Raw genomic sequence first — 18,712 nt, 5'->3', positions numbered from 1 at the left:
AGAAAATTAATGAGTAATGCAAGTGAGATTACAGCAAAATTATGGGCAATGGCCAATAAATTACGTGGAACAATGGATGCAAGTGAGTATAAAAATTATATTTTACCATTTATGTTCTACCGCTACTTATCAGAAAATCAAGACGAGTATTTAGAAAAAAATGGGTTAGACGAGTACTACGAAGTCACTGACTCTGAAGAAAAAGAAGATTACTTGGAAGAAATCAGTCGAGGAATCGGTTATGCGATTGCTCCGGAATATACTTGGGAACAGTTAGTATCAAAGATTGAAAACCACCAAATCAAAGCGAGTGACTTTCAGGATATGCTTGATTCGTTCAATTTGAATGCGAAACGGAATCCAGTTGCCGAAGATGATTTTGCCAATGTTTTTTCGGACATTAATCTTGGAGATACTCGGTTAGGATCAAATACGAATGAACGAGCAAAAGCCTTGAATGATGTTGTTTTGATGGTGAACGATTTTACCTTTAAAGATGATTCTGGTCACGATATCCTGGGTGATGTGTATGAATACTTAATTGGTCAATTTGCTGCCAATGCAGGGAAAAAAGGTGGAGAATTTTATACCCCACATGAAGTAAGCCAAGTACTAGCAAAGATTGTAACCAAAGATGCGAAAGCGGATGATACTCAATTTCGAGTTTATGATCCAGCAATGGGATCAGGCTCGTTGCTGCTGACAGTGAAAAATGAACTACCCGATGGCAATAAGCAAGGCAGTGTTGATTTCTATGGGCAAGAGTTGAATACGACAACCTATAACTTAGCTCGTATGAATCTGATGATGCATGGTATTAATTATCGAAATATGAATTTGAAACGTGGTGATACCCTTGATGCAGACTGGCCATTCGCAGAAAAAGATGGTATGCAAATTCCATTAAAATTTGATGCTGTAGTGGCTAATCCGCCATATTCTGCTAAGTGGGATATAAAGAATGTGGATCGAGAAAAAGACACACGGTTTAAAGGTTATGGCGTAGCACCCGCTTCTAAAGCAGACTATGCGTTTGTGCTACATGGCCTGTATCACTTAGATAAAACTGGAACGATGGCGATTGTATTGCCTCATGGTGTACTATTCCGAGGAGCTTCTGAAGGGAGAATCCGGAAAAATATCATTGATAATAACTTGTTAGACACTGTTATCGGATTGCCGGCAAATCTATTTTATGGGACAAGTATTCCAACTGCTGTGTTGGTATTCAAAGGAAGAGAATCTAGGAGAACAAAAGATATTCTATTTATTGATGCTTCTAGTGAATTTGTCAAAGGGAAAAATCAGAATAAATTATCACCAGAAAACATTGACAAAATTATTGAAACCTATGAAAAACGTGAAGATGTTGAAAAATATGCACATGTAGCAACTTTAGACGAAATTAAAGAGAATGATTATAACCTAAACATTCCAAGATATGTAGACACGTTTGAGGAAGAAGAAGTGACTCCATTACCACACCTTGCACAAGAATTAGCAGATGTGAAGCAAGAGATAGAAAAATCGACAGATAAATTATTTGAAATGCTAGGTGAATTGCACGGGACAACAGATGAAGCGCAAGAAGAATTGCGGAAGTTTATGGAGATGTTGGGAAGATAGTATAAAAATAAAGAGATAAAGGAGGTGTGTTTTTATTAAAAGCGACAAATTGGCTAAATTAAAGTTGCAGTTAGAAGAAGAAGAGAGAGTTAATCAAGTCTCTGAAGAATTATCAGAAGAAATTAAAGATCTTTGTAAAAAAGCTAAAAACAAGGAAATTTTTTCAATTACGGATCAAATTAAATATGCTAGATTTAAAGGAATAGAAATTTCTGAATCGGATGAAAGTATTGTTCAGGATATTTTATTAAATCGAACGTATTATTTTAAGGTAACCGCATACCGTAAGAATTTTGAAAAAGATATAAATGGAAAGTATATAGATTTATCATTTGTAAAATTAGCTGATTTAGCAAAGATTGATATGTATTTAAGAATGATTTTGAGTAGAATGATTTTTGAACTTGAACATTCTTTGAAAACTTTGATAATAAGTTCAATCACTAATTCATTAACCGAAGATGGATATAAAATTGTTGAAGATTACGATATGTATATGCAAAATAAATTTATTGATAGTCAAAGAAAAAAAGGTAATACTAAAACAAACGAAGAAATCTTGTCTGAATATACACAAGCTTCTGAAAAGATTCTAGATAAAGTGAAAGGGAAGTTCGGATATGATTTTGATTTTTATAATCATCATCATGATAAGATTTCAATTTGGGCTTTATTAGAAGTTATGACCCTAGGAAATTTAGAGAGATTTATCACCTTCTATTTTGAAGAAGAACATTTTGGATATCTAGGATTAAAAACAGCTCAAAAATTATTAAAATATGTTACGAATGTCAGAAATGCCTCTGCACATAGTAGACCTCTTATTTATAATATTGTTGAACCTTATCAATTTGGTAGAGCTGACAGCAACTTGAAGAAAAGAAGGCCTGTTATTCAATTAACACAGTTTGCAACCAATGCGGGTCTTGATTCTGAACTAATCGCCAGAGCACTCACCAATATGAAAATGAATGATATTGTGGCTACTATATATCTTCACGAAAAATATGTTCAAACACAAAAGTTGAAAACAACAAACTTTGAGGCTCTATCTGATTTACTTGATCGCATAAAAGTTAATGGTAAAATGTACGAAAAGAATCATGAACTTGTAGAAGTTTTCCACTTTTTTGAAAAAATTGTAATGGAGTATGGTAAATTAATTACTTGACTATTGGTATCTTGGATGCTATTCTTTAGTCAGATGAAATACCCCTTCCGAAAGGGTAGATAGTAACGGGTAAAAGCGAAGCTATTTTAGGATTAATGATGTTGAAAATAAGTATTGAGTAGTGTACTTATTTTTGGCATCATTTTTTTTATTTGGCACAGAATATTCTTCAATCAGCCAACTCGCCAAGTTGTGGTAATGATTTGAGGTAATGACAGGATATAACTTTATTTAACTAAGTAGAATTATATGAATCATTAAATGCTGATTTTACACGATTTCTTTCTCTGTAAAACATTATAAAACAAAAGTTTGTTTAACCAGGTCTTAAGAAAGCCCGTAAAGCTTCACAGTTCTCAAAACGTTAATTATTTGGAGTCGTTGCGAACGTGTTCGCTTACGAAAAAAATCTGGGACGAAGATTTCCTTGGAAATCGAGTGCCACTCAATTATCATTTTGAAAGACACTTTCTCGTTGCGAGAAAGTGTCTTTTTTTGTTGTAGTAATTACAGTGTTATTTCTGCTATAGACCAGTATACAAGTCTTATAGACTGATTACACACTTATCCTTATTACCAATAAAATGACTGATCCTGATTTCAAAATTATACGCCTCCTAAAAATACACTTATGCAGAGGATAAATTTCTTTTTAGTTAATTTTCTAATTTTGTTCACTTATATATTTTTCTATTTAACTTTCATTAACAACGAATATATCCTCAATCCTCACATGGAAAAATTTAGCAATCCTAAAAGCTAATAATAAAGAAGGATTATAGCGATTTTTTTCTAATTGAAGAATGGTTTGTCTCGAAACACCGACCTTTTCTGCAAGTTCTTGTTGAGTCATACGATGAATTGCTCTGTATACATGGATAGAACTGACGAAATTTTCTTTTTCTACTTTACTCATAAATACACTCCTTTTTTATAAAGTGCATGTCTATACGAACAACGCTATAAAAATAGTTTACTATACGATGTTTATATAGACAACAGTTAGAAAGGAGAAAATGACTATGAGTCAAGAAAAAACATCGGTTAAAGTAGAAGTATTGATCAATGACTTACTAGCTGAAAGAAATATGTCTCTGAGAGAACTAGCGAGATTATCAGGTATTGAACCATCTAATCTCAGTAATCTTGCGAATGGCAAGCGAAAAAGAATCTATTTGGAACACATTGAACGTATTGCAGATGCTTTGGAGATTGATGATATATCCAAGGTTATAAAATTACGAAGACTTGACTAAAAAATATAGATTATATTAATATATTTACTTATAGCTTTGTATTAAATGAGAAGAGTAGCAAGCTGTTTTTCTTACCTCCAAGGTATATTAAAGAATATGGTAAAATATTATTGAAACGTTTAATGAAATAGGCTTGTTGCTTTTTCACTCTATTTTTGGTACTATGATGGTGCGAAACGATAGTCGCTTTATCAATATTACACAAAAACCACTCTACGGCGAATAGAGTGGTTTTTCTTTACATTCGTTGCGACGACGAATGTGTGAGTTAGAAGGCAACCTGCTTTTAGTCATTGTCGTTCTCATCTAACCAGTGAGAAAAAAGTTTAATAACAATACCTACAAATATAGGCGCAATGACTAACGATAGAAGCTCATCCAATATTACACACCCCCCTTGGGGGCAAGTTGCCGAGATTAGTATAGCATAGAGAAAGATGAAAGAAAATGAGAACATCACCACCCCCATCGTCTTTTGACATCCTTTTCGAGCTTTTCTTTGGGGATAATTTCTGTATTTAGTTGTTTGATAAATTTTTTTGTATCGTGGTTGGAATATATATTTCCTTCTGAAAACATAGAAATACGTTTTTGTTCTTTTTCAAAAAATGTCAACTGGTTTAGGCAGTCTACATAATTGTTTATTCTCTCTTTTTCAGATTTTATTTTTTGATAGGAATTATTGCTGCTATGTTCTATGTAACCTCGATTCTTAATGATTGATGTTTTAATTAATTCATTTTCTCTATTAGAATATTTGTAATTATTTACTAAAAACTGTAAATCTTTTAAATTTACTGCTCTAGGCTCTAAGTATGTTTGTAAATCTTTGTCCGTATAAGAGTTGATATTTATAACTATTTGAGTAAATCCTAATATTAAAGCATAGTTCTCTAGTTGAATAATGAATTTTTTATAGAAATTATAGAAATCATCAAAGTGAAAATTTTCACTTTTTTTATATAAATCAAAATCTGTTATCTCAAATGTTAATCCATATAAAGTAGTATTGATTCGCATATTTCCTGAAAAAGAAAACTTTTTGAAATATCCTTTGGAATAAATATTCAAGCATTGTTTTGACGAATAAGGATGATACTTGCATGAAATATGAAGGTTTTTAGAAAGTAAAGATTCTAATAGATCCAAATTTTCATGATTAAAACCTTTATTAGGTAGGAATGCTTGTAAGCACTCTTCACGGGTATATATTGTTCCAAATTCATCAAAAGATACGTCAAAATATTCTAACAACTCAGTTAATACATTAACGGAAATATCATGAAATTCATTGTTTTTAATCTTACTAATAGCTTGCCGAGATATTGCAGTTTCTTTTGCTAGTTTGTGGTTACTAATATTTCTTTCTAGCATTAAATCTTTCAGTCTATTTTTATACATATTCATCACCTCAAAATGAGTTTAGCAAAAGAAGAAAAAAATTAAAACTGTAACTTAAGTAGGCAAACTGTAAAATGAATCAAATTTTTAGTTGATGTTATAAGGTTTCTGTTCAATGAAAATATGATAAACTATATTTTATAGGGAAAGTACACAATAAAATATATAATGGTATAGAAAGTTGTTACAAACGAAGTACTATGAGCTATTCCAGTAGCAGTTTTGATGTGGATAGATTAGGAGGGGGAAAATGTCAAGGTTGAATAGAATTCAAAATGAAATCAAACAACTAGAGGGAGGGAAATTTCAAAAATTATGTGATAGTTATCTTTATCGTAAAAGAAGTTGGGGAAATATCGTATCTCTAGGTTCTATGGAGGGGACTGATAAGACTACAAAAGGAATACCTGATACATACTTCTTTGATAATCAAATTAATAGATACGTTTTAGTTATGTATGGTACGAGAGCAGACTCTACAGCTAAGTTAGAGATAGATATTAAAGAAGCAATTGAAAAAACAAAAATTAGCAAAAAAGATATTCAAGAAATAATTTGTTGTCACACCTCTTCTAATTTAACTGTAGCAAAAGATAAAGAGCTCAGAGAGTTGGCTGGTTCAATAGAGCTAACTCTCATTGGTATAGACACATTATCCCACGACCTTCTTCAGTTTAAATATCAAGATATTACAAAGGAATTTCTTGGAATAATAGAATCAACGGAGCAAGTTTGGAATATAGAACAATTTATTTCCGTTCATGATAAAAGTAAAACTAATGCTCCTCTAAATACCTCTTATATTGATGAAACACAAACAATTGAAGAATTGGTAGAAGGCCTAAATGATTATCAGATTCTTTTACTATCCGGAGTATCTGGAACGGGAAAAACGAAGCTAGCTATTGAGATATGCAAAAGATTGCCTTTAAATAGTAATGTGATTTGTGTTAAAAGCAATAGTATGCCTGTTTATCAAGATGTTAAGGATGCATTAGATAGCAATAAAGTAAATTACTTATTTTTAGATGATGCCAATACGATCACTAATTTCGATGCAATTGTTAATTTGTTGAGATTAGAAGAGTATGAACAGAAGTTGAAAATTATTATTACTGTAAGAGACTATGCACTTTCAGGAATTATTAATCAGTTAAAGTCTTTTAAAACAAAAATACAAAAAGTGACTTTAATGAGTGATAAACAGATTGAGTTACTAATCAACAGTATAAATAAAGTTTCTACTAGTAACTTGAGAAAAATAATGAAATTATCTCATAATAATCCTAGAATAGCAGTAATTGCAGCTATTATGACGAAAGAAAAAAAGTATGAATTTATTGATAATGAAAAAGAGGTATTAGGTAGTTATTATAATCAAATTATCAAAGAAAATTCTCTTTCTCCAAATGAGAAAATCAGTTTGTTTATTTTGAGTTTTAAACATAAGTTGAATTTGACTGATAAAGAATCTTTGGGAGAATTGCTGAAATTTTTTAAAATAGATTTTGATAGCTTTTTACTTGCAATAAGGCAATTACACGATAAAGAGTTATGTGACATATTTCAAGATAAAGCGGCTAAGATCAGTGACCAAAGTTTGTCTGATTTTGTGATAATAGATTTTATTGCAGATAACAAAGTTTTTAAAGTAAGAGACTTTTTCATCAGTTTGTTCCCTGAAAATGCAAAAGAGATTGTTGAGATGCTTGTACTTGTTAATAATTTTAAATCCTCAAATGACTGGATAGATTACTTAACAGCTGAGATAAAGTATGTCTATAATGAAGGTATTATAGATGTGGATAAAGAACGTTTTCTAACACAATACGGGGTATTAATACCTATTGAAGCACTTGCCTACGTTAACGAGAAGATACAATCTGCTAACCCTAGTGAGTATCAAATATCTCAAAAAGAATTTGAAGAGAAAAAAAGAAATAATCGAGTCGATGATCCGATTATTGAGATTCTTTGTTCATTGTCAAGCGGTGAAAGATTTAATGATGCTGGTATACTTCTTATGGAATACTTAAAAAGGAGACAGGATAAAGTTTATGAAGTTTTTTCAGCGATCAAATCGAATTTTGATATTGAAGAGGATCGGAATTCTTATCTAGAAAAAAGATTTTGTATTTTTGAAATTTTCTCAAAACAAGAAACTATTAATGAGTTGACAGCATTGCTAATTGTTAATATTGCTGAAAAATTTTTAGAGTTTTCTGGGGAAAAGTTAATTTCTTATGGTCAAGCAGGGGGCTTTAGGCACTACAGATTAGTTGATGGAGATTACCTAATTGAACTTCATACAAAAATATTTTATATGCTCTTTGAAATTTTTAATTTGGAATATGTAGAAGTTAATAACCATATAGATAAACTATTATTTAATTATCCAGTCTATGAAGTGGAGAACTGTTTTTTAGAAACAGTTAGTTCGGATTTAAAATGTATAGAAAATCTTTTTTTTAAAGATTTGAGTAAGCCAGGTGTTAGACAAGAAGCGATAGTATTCAAATTGAATTCAGAAGCAAAGAAGCTAAAACTGAAATCTCAGCCATTCTTTGAATATGAACCATCAATTAGGCAAAAAATTTATGAGATATTTTCATCTAATGGGCTAGATTATATGGCAGAGGAATTTGACTATGAAAAGATTCAAAAATTAAGAATAAAAAATCTTAGTGAAGTTTTTGGCGAACATTCTAATGACTGGTTATGGTTGTTTAATGTACTTGCGGAATACCAGTCAGATGAATTACTAAATAAATATGAGTTGGAAGAATCACTACTTTTATTGTACTTAAAATTGAACGTAGAAGATAAAGTGAAAATGTTAACAGTTCTATTGAATAGTGATTTCGTTCTCTCGTATTACAACTTTAACTTTTACATGGAAAAGTTATCATTTGAAGAAGGTAAAAATATTTTAAGTAGCATTGAAAAAGAACTTGATGAAAGATGGTATCTTTCCAATCTGTTAACATGTAAAAGTATTAATAAAGATAGGATACAAGAGCTTATCTTATTTTTAAAGGAACTTAAAAATTATGAGAAAATAAATACTTTTAATATTTTATCTTTTGAAAATTATATTGAAAAAGATAGAGCTATTTTAGATGTTTTAAGGAATAAGCTTGGAGAAGGAAAAATATTGGGACGATTTTTCATACCTGATTATGTTTTTGAAGATATTGCAAAAAGAATTATAAATATAGTGGGCTACAAAGATTTAAAAGAAATATATTTAGATATTTTAGGTAGTGAAGAAGTTGATAAATCAGGAGAAATTTTCAAGAGTTTATTAGAAGAGCAAGATATTAATTTTATTTATTTATTTCTTGTGAAACTAAATGCTTTAAGAGGAAGTTTAAGTTTTGCCAAATATGATGCTCAATTAGAGCGCATATGGACATCCGAAGTTGCAGAGGATGGGATTAGAAAGTATTTAGACTTTTTAATCCGAGAAAATCGTGTGATTTATGTTGGAGTAGACCCATATTTGGAAGGAATATTCAAAGCAAATACTGAACGTGCTTTAGAGTTTGTAAAAGCAGAAGTGCTTGATACTGAGGATGAGAATAGATTGGTTAATTTGTACAATCTGTCTCTTGAAATATTTGATGATGAGGTATTACTACAGTTATTCGAATTGCTCAAAGATAAAGATATTGACGCTCCTTTTTTTGAAAAATTATATTTAACCATGCGTACACATAGTTGGACAGGTAGTTTAGTTCCTTTATTGGATAAAGAAATTAATTTCTTGAATAGCTTGCTTGATATTTTTGAAGGTATAAAATATATTTCACATGCTTTAGTTATTACAACAAGGATAGATTCACTTAGAAAACAAAAAGAAAAAGAACTTCTGTCGGACTATTTGAGATAAATATATAGATATGATACTCTTTAAATCTCTGTTTTAGTTACTAAAAATGAACGATAAAAACGTGAAATATATCTTCTGATTTTTATTTTATTATTGTTCTGATTCACGCATATTTTTGGGTTCGTCTTGAGGTATGATGGTCTTAAAATGTGCTGAAATTCATTTTGAAAAATTGTTTAATCTATTGCTGTTAAAGGATTCTTCAACTATTTCAAAATCTCTGTCACAAAATCAGATCTTAAAAAAGCCCGTAAAGCTTCACAGTTCTCAAAACGTTAATTATTTGGAGTCGTTGCGAACATGTTCGCTTACCAAGAGAATAATTGATTCCGATTTCAGCAAGTATCCTCATTCCGAATAACGCACTTACGCAAATGATACATTTCTTTTTAGTTGATTTCCTCATTTTGATCGCCGCTATTTCTTTTTTCTTTGAATTCATCATACGTTTTTGGGAGATATTTCTTTATTAACTTTTTCTCTCTTGCGTTTTGGAGAGAGTAAGTTGCGGTTTTTGGAGAGATTAGTATGTTTAAACTGAAGAGTTATTAAGTAATTAAAGTATAGTAAATCAAAAAAAACAAATATAATAAATGAAATTTACGCCACTAATATTGCAACCCTAGCTTATTTATGCGATCCTAAATATAATAAAACTAACAAAATCAATTAGATTAGAGGGTTAAAATATATGAAAAAAGAAATTCGCGTAGTAGGAGCAATCATAGTGGAGAACGGGAAAGTTTTGTGTTGTCAAAGAGGACCTGAACGTGCATTAGCAAATCTTTGGGAATTTCCTGGTGGAAAAATCGAGAATGGTGAGACGGAAGTTCAAGCGCTTGAACGTGAATTGCAAGAAGAATTAAAAATAGAAGTAACGATCGTCAAGGAAGAGTATGCTTTTTGTCGATATGAGTATGATTTTGGTTTCGTTAATTTAACTACATTTATCTGTTATTTAGAATCAGGTGAACCTCAGTTGACAGAACATCTACAAATTAAATGGCTAACGCCAAATGAATTAAACCAACTTGAGTGGGCGCCTGCTGATATTCCTACTGTGGAAAAATTAGTAGAAAAAGGTGTGGGAACTGAACAAAATGGATAATTTAGAATTGGCGTTACAAAAGGCATTTATTAATAAGGAAGCTCTAGGTGACGAACTTACACCTAAATTTATTGTTAACAATCCCAAAAAACATGATTATTTATTGAATACATTGAGTAAAGATTTGAAAAGCTGTAAGACTTTTTTTATAGCCGTTGCATTTATAACACCTAGTGGCTTAAATGCAATAAAAACACAACTGGCTGATCTGGCTTTGCGTGGAATCTCTGGAAAAATTTTAACATCAACATACTTAAATTTTAATGATCCACACGTATTTCGAGCATTGTTGAATATTCCAAATGTAGAAGTACGAGTTTCTAAAAAAGAAGGTTTTCATTCAAAAGGATATTTATTTGAGATGGAGGATTATCAAAGCTTCGTTATTGGTAGTTCAAACCTAACAATGTCTGCTTTGAAACTTAACTATGAGTGGAATGTTAGATTAACTTCAAGAGAGAATGGCGAGATGGTTTCTTCTATTCAAAAGCATCTCATTCAAGAATGGCATGAGGCACAGTCGTTAACCCTAGAATGGGTCGAAGCATTTGAAAAAAATTATCATCCTATTGTTAATAGAAAGATGTTAGTACAAGATGTTTCTGAAAACGAGTGTTTAGATACGCAATATATTTTGCCGAACTCTATGCAGAAAGAAGCGCTTAGAAGTTTAAAATCGCTTAGAGAAACGGGCGCAACTAAGGGAATGATTGTTTCTGCGACTGGTACAGGGAAAACGTATTTAGCAGCATTTGATGTGCAGCAATTCAATCCTAAACGTGTATTATTTATTGTTCATAGTGAGCTAATTTTAATGAAAGCATTAGAATCATTCAAATTGATTTTAGGTGGAAAAGATGATGATTATGGTGTTTTATCAGGGAATTCTAAGAATTTTGATGCAAAATATCTATTTGGAACAATTCAAACAGTATCTAAAAGTGAATATCAAGAGCGTTTAGGAAAAGAAGCGTTTGACTATATTTTGATTGATGAAGTCCATAAAGCTGGAGCGAAATCTTATATTAAAGCCATTGAATTTTTCAATCCCAAGTTTTTATTGGGGATGACGGCTACACCTGAAAGAACAGATAATTTTAATATCTTTGAGCTATTTGATTATAATGTAGCGTATGAAATACGTTTGCAAGCCGCTTTAGAAGCAGAACTGCTTTGTCCATTTTATTATTTTGGCGTAACTGATTATGAAAAAGATGGTGAAATCATTGATGAAACAACCGATTTAAAACGTTTGCTACAGGAAGAACGAGTTGATTTTTTAATAAAAAAAATTAACTATTATGGTTATTCGGGAGATAGTCCTCGAGGCTTGGTGTTTTGTAGTCGTAAAGACGAAGCAAGGCAGTTAGCAGAGATGTTTAACGATCGTGGAATTCCGAGTGCTTATTTATCTGGTGACCATAATTTTGATAAAAGAGAAAAGGAAATTAAGCGTTTAGATACGGGAGAGATTCATTATATATTCACGGTTGATATTTTTAATGAAGGTATTGATATCCCTAAAGTAAATCAAGTAATTATGCTGCGAAATACGCAATCTAGTATTATTTTTATTCAGCAATTAGGTCGGGGGCTAAGAAAAGACCCATCAAAAGAATTTGTTACGGTAATTGATTTTATTGGTAATTATAAAAATAACTATATGATTCCTATGGCTTTATCTGGAGATAGTTCTCAAACTAAGAATAGTTTACGTCGCGATACAATTGATGTGACGTATATCAGTGGTTTATCTTCAATTAATTTTGAAAAAGTTGCTCGTGAACGTATCTTTAAATCAATTGATCAAGCTAAATTAGATGCGATGTCAGAACTAAAAGCTAGTTATTTTAAGTTGAAAAATCGGTTGAATAGGGTTCCTTACCTGAATGATTTTCAAGTGTTAGATGGCGTGGATCCATTGTTGATTATAGGTAAAGAAAAAACATACTATAATTTCTTGGAGAGGATTGGGGAAGCAGAAGCTAAATTAAGTGAAGAAGAAAACAGTGCACTAAAATTTGTTTCTGTAGAATTGCTATCAGGAATTCGCCCGCATGAACTTTATGTTATTGAAGAATTTTTAATGACAGATAAAGAACAGTTATCTTTAGAGGAAATCACAGCGCTGTTTGATACGTTTAACCTGACGTATACGACAGATACTCTAGCATCTGTTGTTAAAGTCTTAGATTTATCTTTTTACGAATCAACAATTAGAAAACGTTATTTGTTATCACAAATGTTTAAGATGAAAGAAAATTGTTTACAAATAACAGAAAAATTCAGAGAGTTTAAAAAGAATTCTTATTTCATCAATTTGATGTTAGATGTAATCCATACAGGGATTAACAAATCTATGGAGTATGATTTATCCCAACCGTTAAATTTATACAAAAAATATCGTCGTAAAGATGTTTTACGATTATTAAATATGAACTTTAATCAAAATGAACAAAGTATTGGTGGCTATACAAACAGTAATAATCATTTTGCTATTTTTGTAACTTTGGATAAAGGCAAAGATTTTAAAGCTGCACGTATTGCTTATGAGGATGAATTTATTGATGAACGAACATTCCATTGGTATACAAAAGCGCCTAGAAATCTACGCTCGCCAGAAGTTCAACTTTTGCGGAATCCTGGGGAATATAAATTTCATTTATTTGTGAAACGGAAATATAATCAAAAAGAGAACGAAACAGATTTCTATTATCTAGGCGAAGTAGCCCCTCTTCAAGAAACTATCCAACAAGTCGAAAAACAAGACAAAGAGGGTAAGAAAAAAAGCGTCGTTAAACTAGACTTTACCTTAGAAACACCTGTAGAACCTAATATGTATGAATTTTTAACGCAGAACACAAACTAAAAAAAGCCACTTTCCAGAGGAAAGTGGCTTTTCCCATCCCTTCTCACCGAGAAGACAAAATTTCATAAATCACATAGAGTTCCCAGTTGGAAATTTCTATTCGATAAAACTGTTCTAGAGTATAGAAAATGTTTTTAGCATTTTGGAAAAATGGTTTTTGGTTAATGGTTAGTTCCTCGAGGTTAGCAGGGATTTCATAGTCTTCAACGCCGAGCATTGTCCGCTCTACCATGAGCGCGTTGTGCATCATTAAGTTAAATTTCATTTTGCCGCTGAGTGTGAGGTCGAAGCGTTTTTCAATGTTTTTTGTAACGTTTTCGACTTGTTTAATAATGACGTCAGGATTTAGAAATTCTAGTTTTTCTGACAAGCCTTCTTTCGAGAAGAAGTGAACAAATTCGTTAATCATGCTATCAATGTTATTGGGATGCATCAAGTTTTGGAAAGGTTCCATCAACTGTGTTCCTGCATCTTCGTCTAACATGTCTAAGAGATTCACGCTAGCAACATTCGTATGGTTGTCTAAGTAAGACGTCGTCAAAATGAGCGAGGTTTCTTTTAAATAATTTTCTTCGGCGTTGGCAATGTCTAACGTGTTTACCAAATCTTTGTATTTTAGAGTAATGACTTTAATATCAGTATACAGGTATTTTTGACAGATTTGTTTGATTTGCTTGGCAATATCCAGACCTGAAATACTAGAGACAATGATATTTTTTTCCACTGAAAAGCCTTCAAAGTACTGTACATCGGTTTTAAATTTTTTTTCAGCGGTTTTAGCAATACCATAGAAAAGTTGTTCGTTCATTAATTGATGACCAATTTCCAACGCATAGGCAGTGGTCAGGTTATTGATCACCAAAAGTTCTCCAAGAATTTGCGGTTTCAAACTTTTATAAAGTTGTGTCAGGGAACCCATATCGACGAGCATAATGACGCCTTGTGATGTGTCCCGCTGAGAAAGCCAGTCTTTAACTTCGGCGACGATATCTCGGACGGAAGAGGTTAAGGGCATGTTAATCGCATCGAAAATATAGGTACCACATAATTTGTTGGCAACGGCTTGAATACTTGTGGCAGTCGATTCACCATGCGCCACGAGGAGCGCTTGGTAAGGAATCGTTTCAGAAATTTCTCCGCTAAGTAATACAGATAAGAGTACCTCTGTCAAGAAACGGTATTCTTCTGGCAGCGGACTGACTAAGTTTTTCACGAGGGAAACCGTTCGCGGATAGTGTTCTTTTAACTGTGTTTGGACTGGAAGGAGCACTGTTTCGTTAAATGTTGGCGGTAAAATTTTCAGCAATTTGGCAACATCTTTCATCGGTTTTTCAGTTTGTTCAGGTTGGTTAATAATTAGTTTGTTTTTGGTTTGGACTTCCGTGACTAGGTTTTGTAAAAAGTAATCATTTTCCAAGGTTATTTCATCGTCTAAACAATATTTAATGAATTGTGTCAGTTCAGTTTTTAAGTGGGCCAGTGTTTTTTCTTTTGTAAATAAGGCTTCAAATGTTGCGAAAATATCGGAAGAAAGTGTGTCTTCTTCCAACACTTCTTTGTCTAAAGGAATCGCAATCATTGGTTGAGTCGCATCGCCAATGACGACAGGTTGATTGGGCAAAGTTTTTCGTAATTGCGACGCGCAAAGGAGCTGCACTTTGTTGGATAAACTTCCCACGTTACCAGGTTCGTCATTTTCTAATAATGCCGTAAAGATTTCTTCGTCCACGTTGATGTCTTTGGTCATTCGTTTCGCTTCTCGGTGGAATAAGTTTTTTAAAATCGCAATCCGTTCTCGAATGGGGCGCTCTTTGAAGTTCGGAAGTGAGACGATTACGGAAATTCGGCGATAAAAGGTTGGTAATAAGACTTTTTTCGGGTTTTCGGTGGTCGCAAATAGTAGCCGGACCTTGGAGTGGACCATTTTTCCTTCTTCACCAATGGGGCGGAAGGTCCCTGTATCCATAAACTGAAAGAGTTTTTCTTGGTTTTCATTGGATAATCGATGTACTTCATCTAAAAAGAGTACAGAATTATTGGCTTGGGCCAAGAGTCCTTGCTTTTCTGATTCAGCTCCAGTAAATGCGCCTTTGGTATGGCCGAAGAGAATGGATGATAGCAATTCGGGATTGTTGGCATAATCGGCACAGTTAAAGGTATAGAATTTTTCCAGGCCAATGATTTGTTCATTTTTCAGATACTCATAAATCAGTTTTGCCAAAAAGCTTTTGCCGACGCCACTGGCTCCATGGATTAATAAAGGCATACCCAATGGGGGATACAACATAGCGGCTTTGCATTGTTCAATGGCTTTTTTGGCGCTGCCTTGGCTACCGATGTATTGTCGAAACACATCGGTCGTGGGGGTTGTTGCACGGGTTAATTGCCAATAAACGGGTTTTTTTCCCGTTTGTTGGACTTCACCTTTTTCCAATAATTTATTTAAGTATAAGCTGGTTACCGAGCGGCTTAATTGAATTTTTGTGGCAATTTCTTGTGTGCTCATCGGGGTGTTGCTGGTTTCTAAAATATCAACTAAGTGTTGGTAGGTCTCCAAGCGCATGATTCATCGTCCTTCCAAAAGAGAGGTCGGGACAGGGGTTGCTTCTGTTCCCGCCGTTTATCAGCTTTTAAGCCTGAGATAAAAATCACTTTGGATTTTTGTCTCAGGCTCTAAGTGTTTAATAATTAAATGTTTATTGTTTCAATTTTAACAGATGCCTAGTAATCCTAGCAAGATGCCTAAGAACATGATACCAAACATCACCACGTTAACATTGACTTTTTTGCGTAATAGCCAGAAAGCAAGTAACGTCACGGCTAATGGTACGATACCGACGAATAGTTGATCCAAATAGTCTTGGATTTTAACTACGTCTTCGCTTCCTTTAACGGAAACTTCAAGAATCGTTTTGAATTTTACATTTGAAGCAGTCATACTGCCCATCATCATTAAGCCTAGCATACTTGATACTTTTGTGAGTATCTTCATTCCGCCTGATTCGTACATTTTTTGGATAAAACTTTCACCGATTGAGTAGCCGCTATACAACGCATAATAGTGAATTAAGAACGCAGGGACGTTGTATAAAAGTAAGAAGACAATCGCCCCTAATGGCGAACCGGTGCTGGCTAATGAAATCCCAATCCCAGCAGCAATGACACGCAAGATGCCCCAGAAGAAGGAATCACCGATGCCTGAAAGTGGCCCCATTAGTGAGGCTTTAACTGCTGTAATAGAGCTAGCATCAAAATTTTCGTCTTCACTGTTTTGTTTTTCCATCGAAGCGACGAGCCCCATGATGAAGTTATTGATATGCATGGTTGCATTGAACCAAGTGGTGTGACGCACCAATGCCTCGGCCCGTTCTTCCTTGGTTTTATAAAAACGATTGATAACTGGGAGTAAAGTGTACATGACACCCACTGCGTGGTATTGTGTAGCTCCTGTCCGGCTAGCGTTCATCGTCCAAGAACGCCAGAAAACAGAGCGCATCATTTTTTTCTCTTCTTTAGATAAATTCTCTTTTAACTTCATGCGAAAAAGTCCTCCTCTTCGATTTCTTTCGCGCTGCCTTCAACCGCAGAAGACGCCGCAGGTTTTCTTTTTAGAATGTCGCGGAATTCTACATCCCGTTGGGCACTCACGACACAAATTACTGTCCCGATGACCGCCACCGCAACGGCTGGTAATTGTAGGTACGCGGTTAAAACAAAGCCTAAAATGTAAAAGACGGCTAATTTATTATCCCATAATAGTTTCATTAACATAGCAAACCCAACGGCAGGTAAAAGTCCGCCAGCTGCGCTTAAGCCGTTCATCAAATTTTGTGGAATGCTTTCAACAAACAGATTTACTGGCCCGCTTCCTGCTAAAATTCCGATAAATGAAATCGAAGCGATGATTAAATAATAAATAATCCACGTTCCGTAATGCAGTGTCACAACCATTTTTTGGTTGCCTTCACGTGCTGCTTTGTCAAGAGAAGGAGCAAAGATATTCATAAAGACATTTTTTAAAAACATCACCACGAAAGCGGCTAACATCCCAATTGGTACGGCTAACGTCATGGCGGCTTTTTGTTCGACATTTGAAATAATTGCAAACGTTGTGGCTAAAGTAGTCGCAGTTACAGGTTCCGCGGCGATAACACCACCGATATTAACATTTCCTAAGAAAATTGCTTCTAAAGAGGCCCCCATTAGAACCCCTGTTTTCATGTCGCCCATTAAAATTCCTGTGACTAATCCAACGACTAAGGGACGTTCCATCATACTTTGACCAGTTAAATAATTCCCAGCAAAACAGATAAATACAGCTAAGGCTGCCATTGTTGCATGCATAAGCATTGTTCATTTCCTCCTTTTAATTGACGGCTTGTTTTAAACTTAATTTTGAGTTGGTTGGCAGGACTTGGTTATAGCTTTCCACGTGAGTCAAACTGGCTAATTCTTTGGCAGCTTCTAACTCTTCAGGGTTTAATTGGACACTTGGGAAAACCATTGTTTTGGTGGCTGGATCTGATTTATCAAAGCGGCCAGCGTTGGCAACATTCACACTTTCAATATCTGTCACGTTTTTCGCAATTTTAGTAGCATCCGCTACACTGTTCACAATTACAAAAATTCGTTTGTCTTTGCCACGAGGATCATTGAAGACATCAATCGCATCATCAACTGAGCGAATTAATAGTTTCATGCCATTAGGGACCGCCATTTTTAACGTCATTTGCATTACTTCGTTTTTGGCTGCTTCATCATTCGCTACAACTAATAAGGGGGCATTCAATTCTTTGGTCCAAACTACGGCTACTTGGCCGTGAATTAATCTGTCGTCTACTCGTACTTGTGTAATCATTTTAATTTCCTCCTAAAAAAAATTCTCTTCTTCATTTGATGGGTTTAATTCAACGAATTGAATTTGTGCTTCAGCAATTGCTGCTTGAATATCTTCTTTGGTTAGCTTTTCGCCTTCTTTTAAGAAAATCAGCGACAAGGCAATGGCTAAGTTGGCATTGGAAATGATAAAAACATTGTCTGGTTTTGTCGTCATGACTTCTTGAACAATTTTTTGATTGACACTACCACCATATAAATCTGTTAAAATAATAGCTTGTTCTTCTGCGCCTAGGGACTGAAGAAACGTTTGAATAATTGGCGTGTAGTCCTCAGGAGTCACATAGGCATTGATGACCGCCAGCTCTTTTCCTTTGTCTGCGAGAATATCCAAGGAACTTTGGAAGCCTTTCGCTAAGTTTCCGTGACTAGCAATTAAAAATTTTCTTTTCATTCTTTTCACCTCACTTTTATATAAAGCAAGTTCTATGCCAAAAAAAGAGAACTCTAAATCCTTTATTTGAAAGGGTTTTAACGCTCTCGAAACTGTTTA

14 protein-coding genes are annotated in these 18,712 nt (G+C 33.7%); 6 read left to right on the top strand and 8 right to left on the bottom strand.

Annotation, left to right across the window (positions count from 1 at the left end; translation table 11 throughout):
• Positions 1 to 9: 9 nt before the first annotated feature.
• Positions 10 to 1,626 (top strand): type I restriction-modification system subunit M, encoded by a 1,617-nt coding sequence (locus IGL48_RS13455; RefSeq protein WP_048949547.1) that lies wholly within the window; start codon positions 10 to 12, stop codon positions 1,624 to 1,626.
• A 49-nt stretch (positions 1,627 to 1,675) separates the two neighbouring features.
• Complete coding sequence (locus tag IGL48_RS13450) at positions 1,676 to 2,797, top strand: Abi family protein (protein ID WP_048949546.1); 1,122 nt, start codon at positions 1,676 to 1,678, stop codon at positions 2,795 to 2,797.
• Positions 2,798 to 3,491: 694 nt separating this feature from the next.
• Here the strand turns inward: IGL48_RS13450 and IGL48_RS13445 are convergent.
• Positions 3,492 to 3,713: a helix-turn-helix transcriptional regulator gene (locus IGL48_RS13445; RefSeq protein ID WP_002419650.1), complete on the bottom strand. Its 222-nt coding sequence runs from the start codon at positions 3,711 to 3,713 to the stop codon at positions 3,492 to 3,494.
• Positions 3,714 to 3,813: 100 nt separating this feature from the next.
• Between IGL48_RS13445 and IGL48_RS13440 the strand changes: the two genes are divergently transcribed.
• A complete protein-coding gene (locus IGL48_RS13440) occupies positions 3,814 to 4,053 on the top strand; it encodes a helix-turn-helix domain-containing protein (protein ID WP_373419330.1) in 240 nt (79 codons plus the stop codon).
• A 286-nt stretch (positions 4,054 to 4,339) separates the two neighbouring features.
• Here the strand turns inward: IGL48_RS13440 and IGL48_RS13435 are convergent, their stop codons facing one another.
• Positions 4,340 to 4,510, bottom strand: a complete 171-nt coding sequence (locus IGL48_RS13435) for a type I toxin-antitoxin system Fst family toxin (protein ID WP_174089884.1) — start codon at positions 4,508 to 4,510, stop codon at positions 4,340 to 4,342.
• The gene (locus tag IGL48_RS13430; RefSeq protein ID WP_010820350.1) at positions 4,510 to 5,454 is read right to left on the bottom strand and encodes a helix-turn-helix domain-containing protein; all 945 of its coding nucleotides are present in this window, start codon (positions 5,452 to 5,454) and stop codon (positions 4,510 to 4,512) included. Before IGL48_RS13430 ends, IGL48_RS13435 begins: the two co-directional genes overlap by 1 nt.
• A 250-nt stretch (positions 5,455 to 5,704) precedes the next feature.
• Between IGL48_RS13430 and IGL48_RS13425 the strand changes: the two genes are divergently transcribed.
• The 3 genes from IGL48_RS13425 (at position 5,705) to IGL48_RS13415 (ending at position 13,323) form a co-directional block, all read left to right on the top strand.
• Positions 5,705 to 9,346 carry a hypothetical protein gene (locus IGL48_RS13425; RefSeq protein ID WP_010830703.1) on the top strand — a complete coding sequence of 1,214 codons (3,642 nt, stop codon included), beginning with the start codon at positions 5,705 to 5,707 and terminating at the stop codon, positions 9,344 to 9,346.
• Positions 9,347 to 10,037: 691 nt separating this feature from the next.
• Positions 10,038 to 10,454, top strand: coding sequence for a (deoxy)nucleoside triphosphate pyrophosphohydrolase (locus IGL48_RS13420; RefSeq protein ID WP_010830702.1), 417 nt, complete (start codon positions 10,038 to 10,040; stop codon positions 10,452 to 10,454).
• Positions 10,447 to 13,323 (top strand): DUF3427 domain-containing protein, encoded by a 2,877-nt coding sequence (locus IGL48_RS13415; RefSeq protein WP_162780805.1) that lies wholly within the window; start codon positions 10,447 to 10,449, stop codon positions 13,321 to 13,323. The genes IGL48_RS13420 and IGL48_RS13415 overlap by 8 nt, the downstream gene beginning before the upstream one ends.
• A gap of 43 nt (positions 13,324 to 13,366) precedes the next feature.
• Here the strand turns inward: IGL48_RS13415 and IGL48_RS13410 are convergent, their stop codons facing one another.
• The 5 genes from IGL48_RS13410 to IGL48_RS13390 all read right to left on the bottom strand — a co-directional run bounded on the left by IGL48_RS13410 (position 13,367) and on the right by IGL48_RS13390 (position 18,613).
• A complete protein-coding gene (locus IGL48_RS13410; RefSeq protein WP_002396798.1) occupies positions 13,367 to 15,886 on the bottom strand; it encodes a sigma 54-interacting transcriptional regulator in 2,520 nt (839 codons plus the stop codon).
• A 147-nt stretch (positions 15,887 to 16,033) separates the two neighbouring features.
• On the bottom strand, positions 16,034 to 16,861 hold the full coding sequence (locus tag IGL48_RS13405) for a PTS system mannose/fructose/sorbose family transporter subunit IID (protein ID WP_002360964.1): 828 nt from the start codon (positions 16,859 to 16,861) through the stop codon (positions 16,034 to 16,036).
• Positions 16,858 to 17,673 (bottom strand): PTS mannose/fructose/sorbose/N-acetylgalactosamine transporter subunit IIC, encoded by an 816-nt coding sequence (locus tag IGL48_RS13400; RefSeq protein WP_002365419.1) that lies wholly within the window; start codon positions 17,671 to 17,673, stop codon positions 16,858 to 16,860. The genes IGL48_RS13405 and IGL48_RS13400 overlap by 4 nt, the downstream gene beginning before the upstream one ends.
• A gap of 16 nt (positions 17,674 to 17,689) precedes the next feature.
• Positions 17,690 to 18,181: a PTS system mannose/fructose/N-acetylgalactosamine-transporter subunit IIB gene (locus tag IGL48_RS13395; protein ID WP_002354800.1), complete on the bottom strand. Its 492-nt coding sequence runs from the start codon at positions 18,179 to 18,181 to the stop codon at positions 17,690 to 17,692.
• A gap of 12 nt (positions 18,182 to 18,193) precedes the next feature.
• Positions 18,194 to 18,613 (bottom strand): PTS sugar transporter subunit IIA, encoded by a 420-nt coding sequence (locus IGL48_RS13390; protein ID WP_002354802.1) that lies wholly within the window; start codon positions 18,611 to 18,613, stop codon positions 18,194 to 18,196.
• Positions 18,614 to 18,712 lie beyond the last annotated feature (99 nt).

The sequence above is a fragment of the Enterococcus sp. DIV1090 genome, from assembly GCF_050537975.1.
In the GTDB taxonomy this organism is placed as follows: domain Bacteria; phylum Bacillota; class Bacilli; order Lactobacillales; family Enterococcaceae; genus Enterococcus; species Enterococcus faecalis.
Note: the sequence above shows the minus strand (reverse complement) of the source record. Positions and strands in the feature narration are given on the sequence as shown.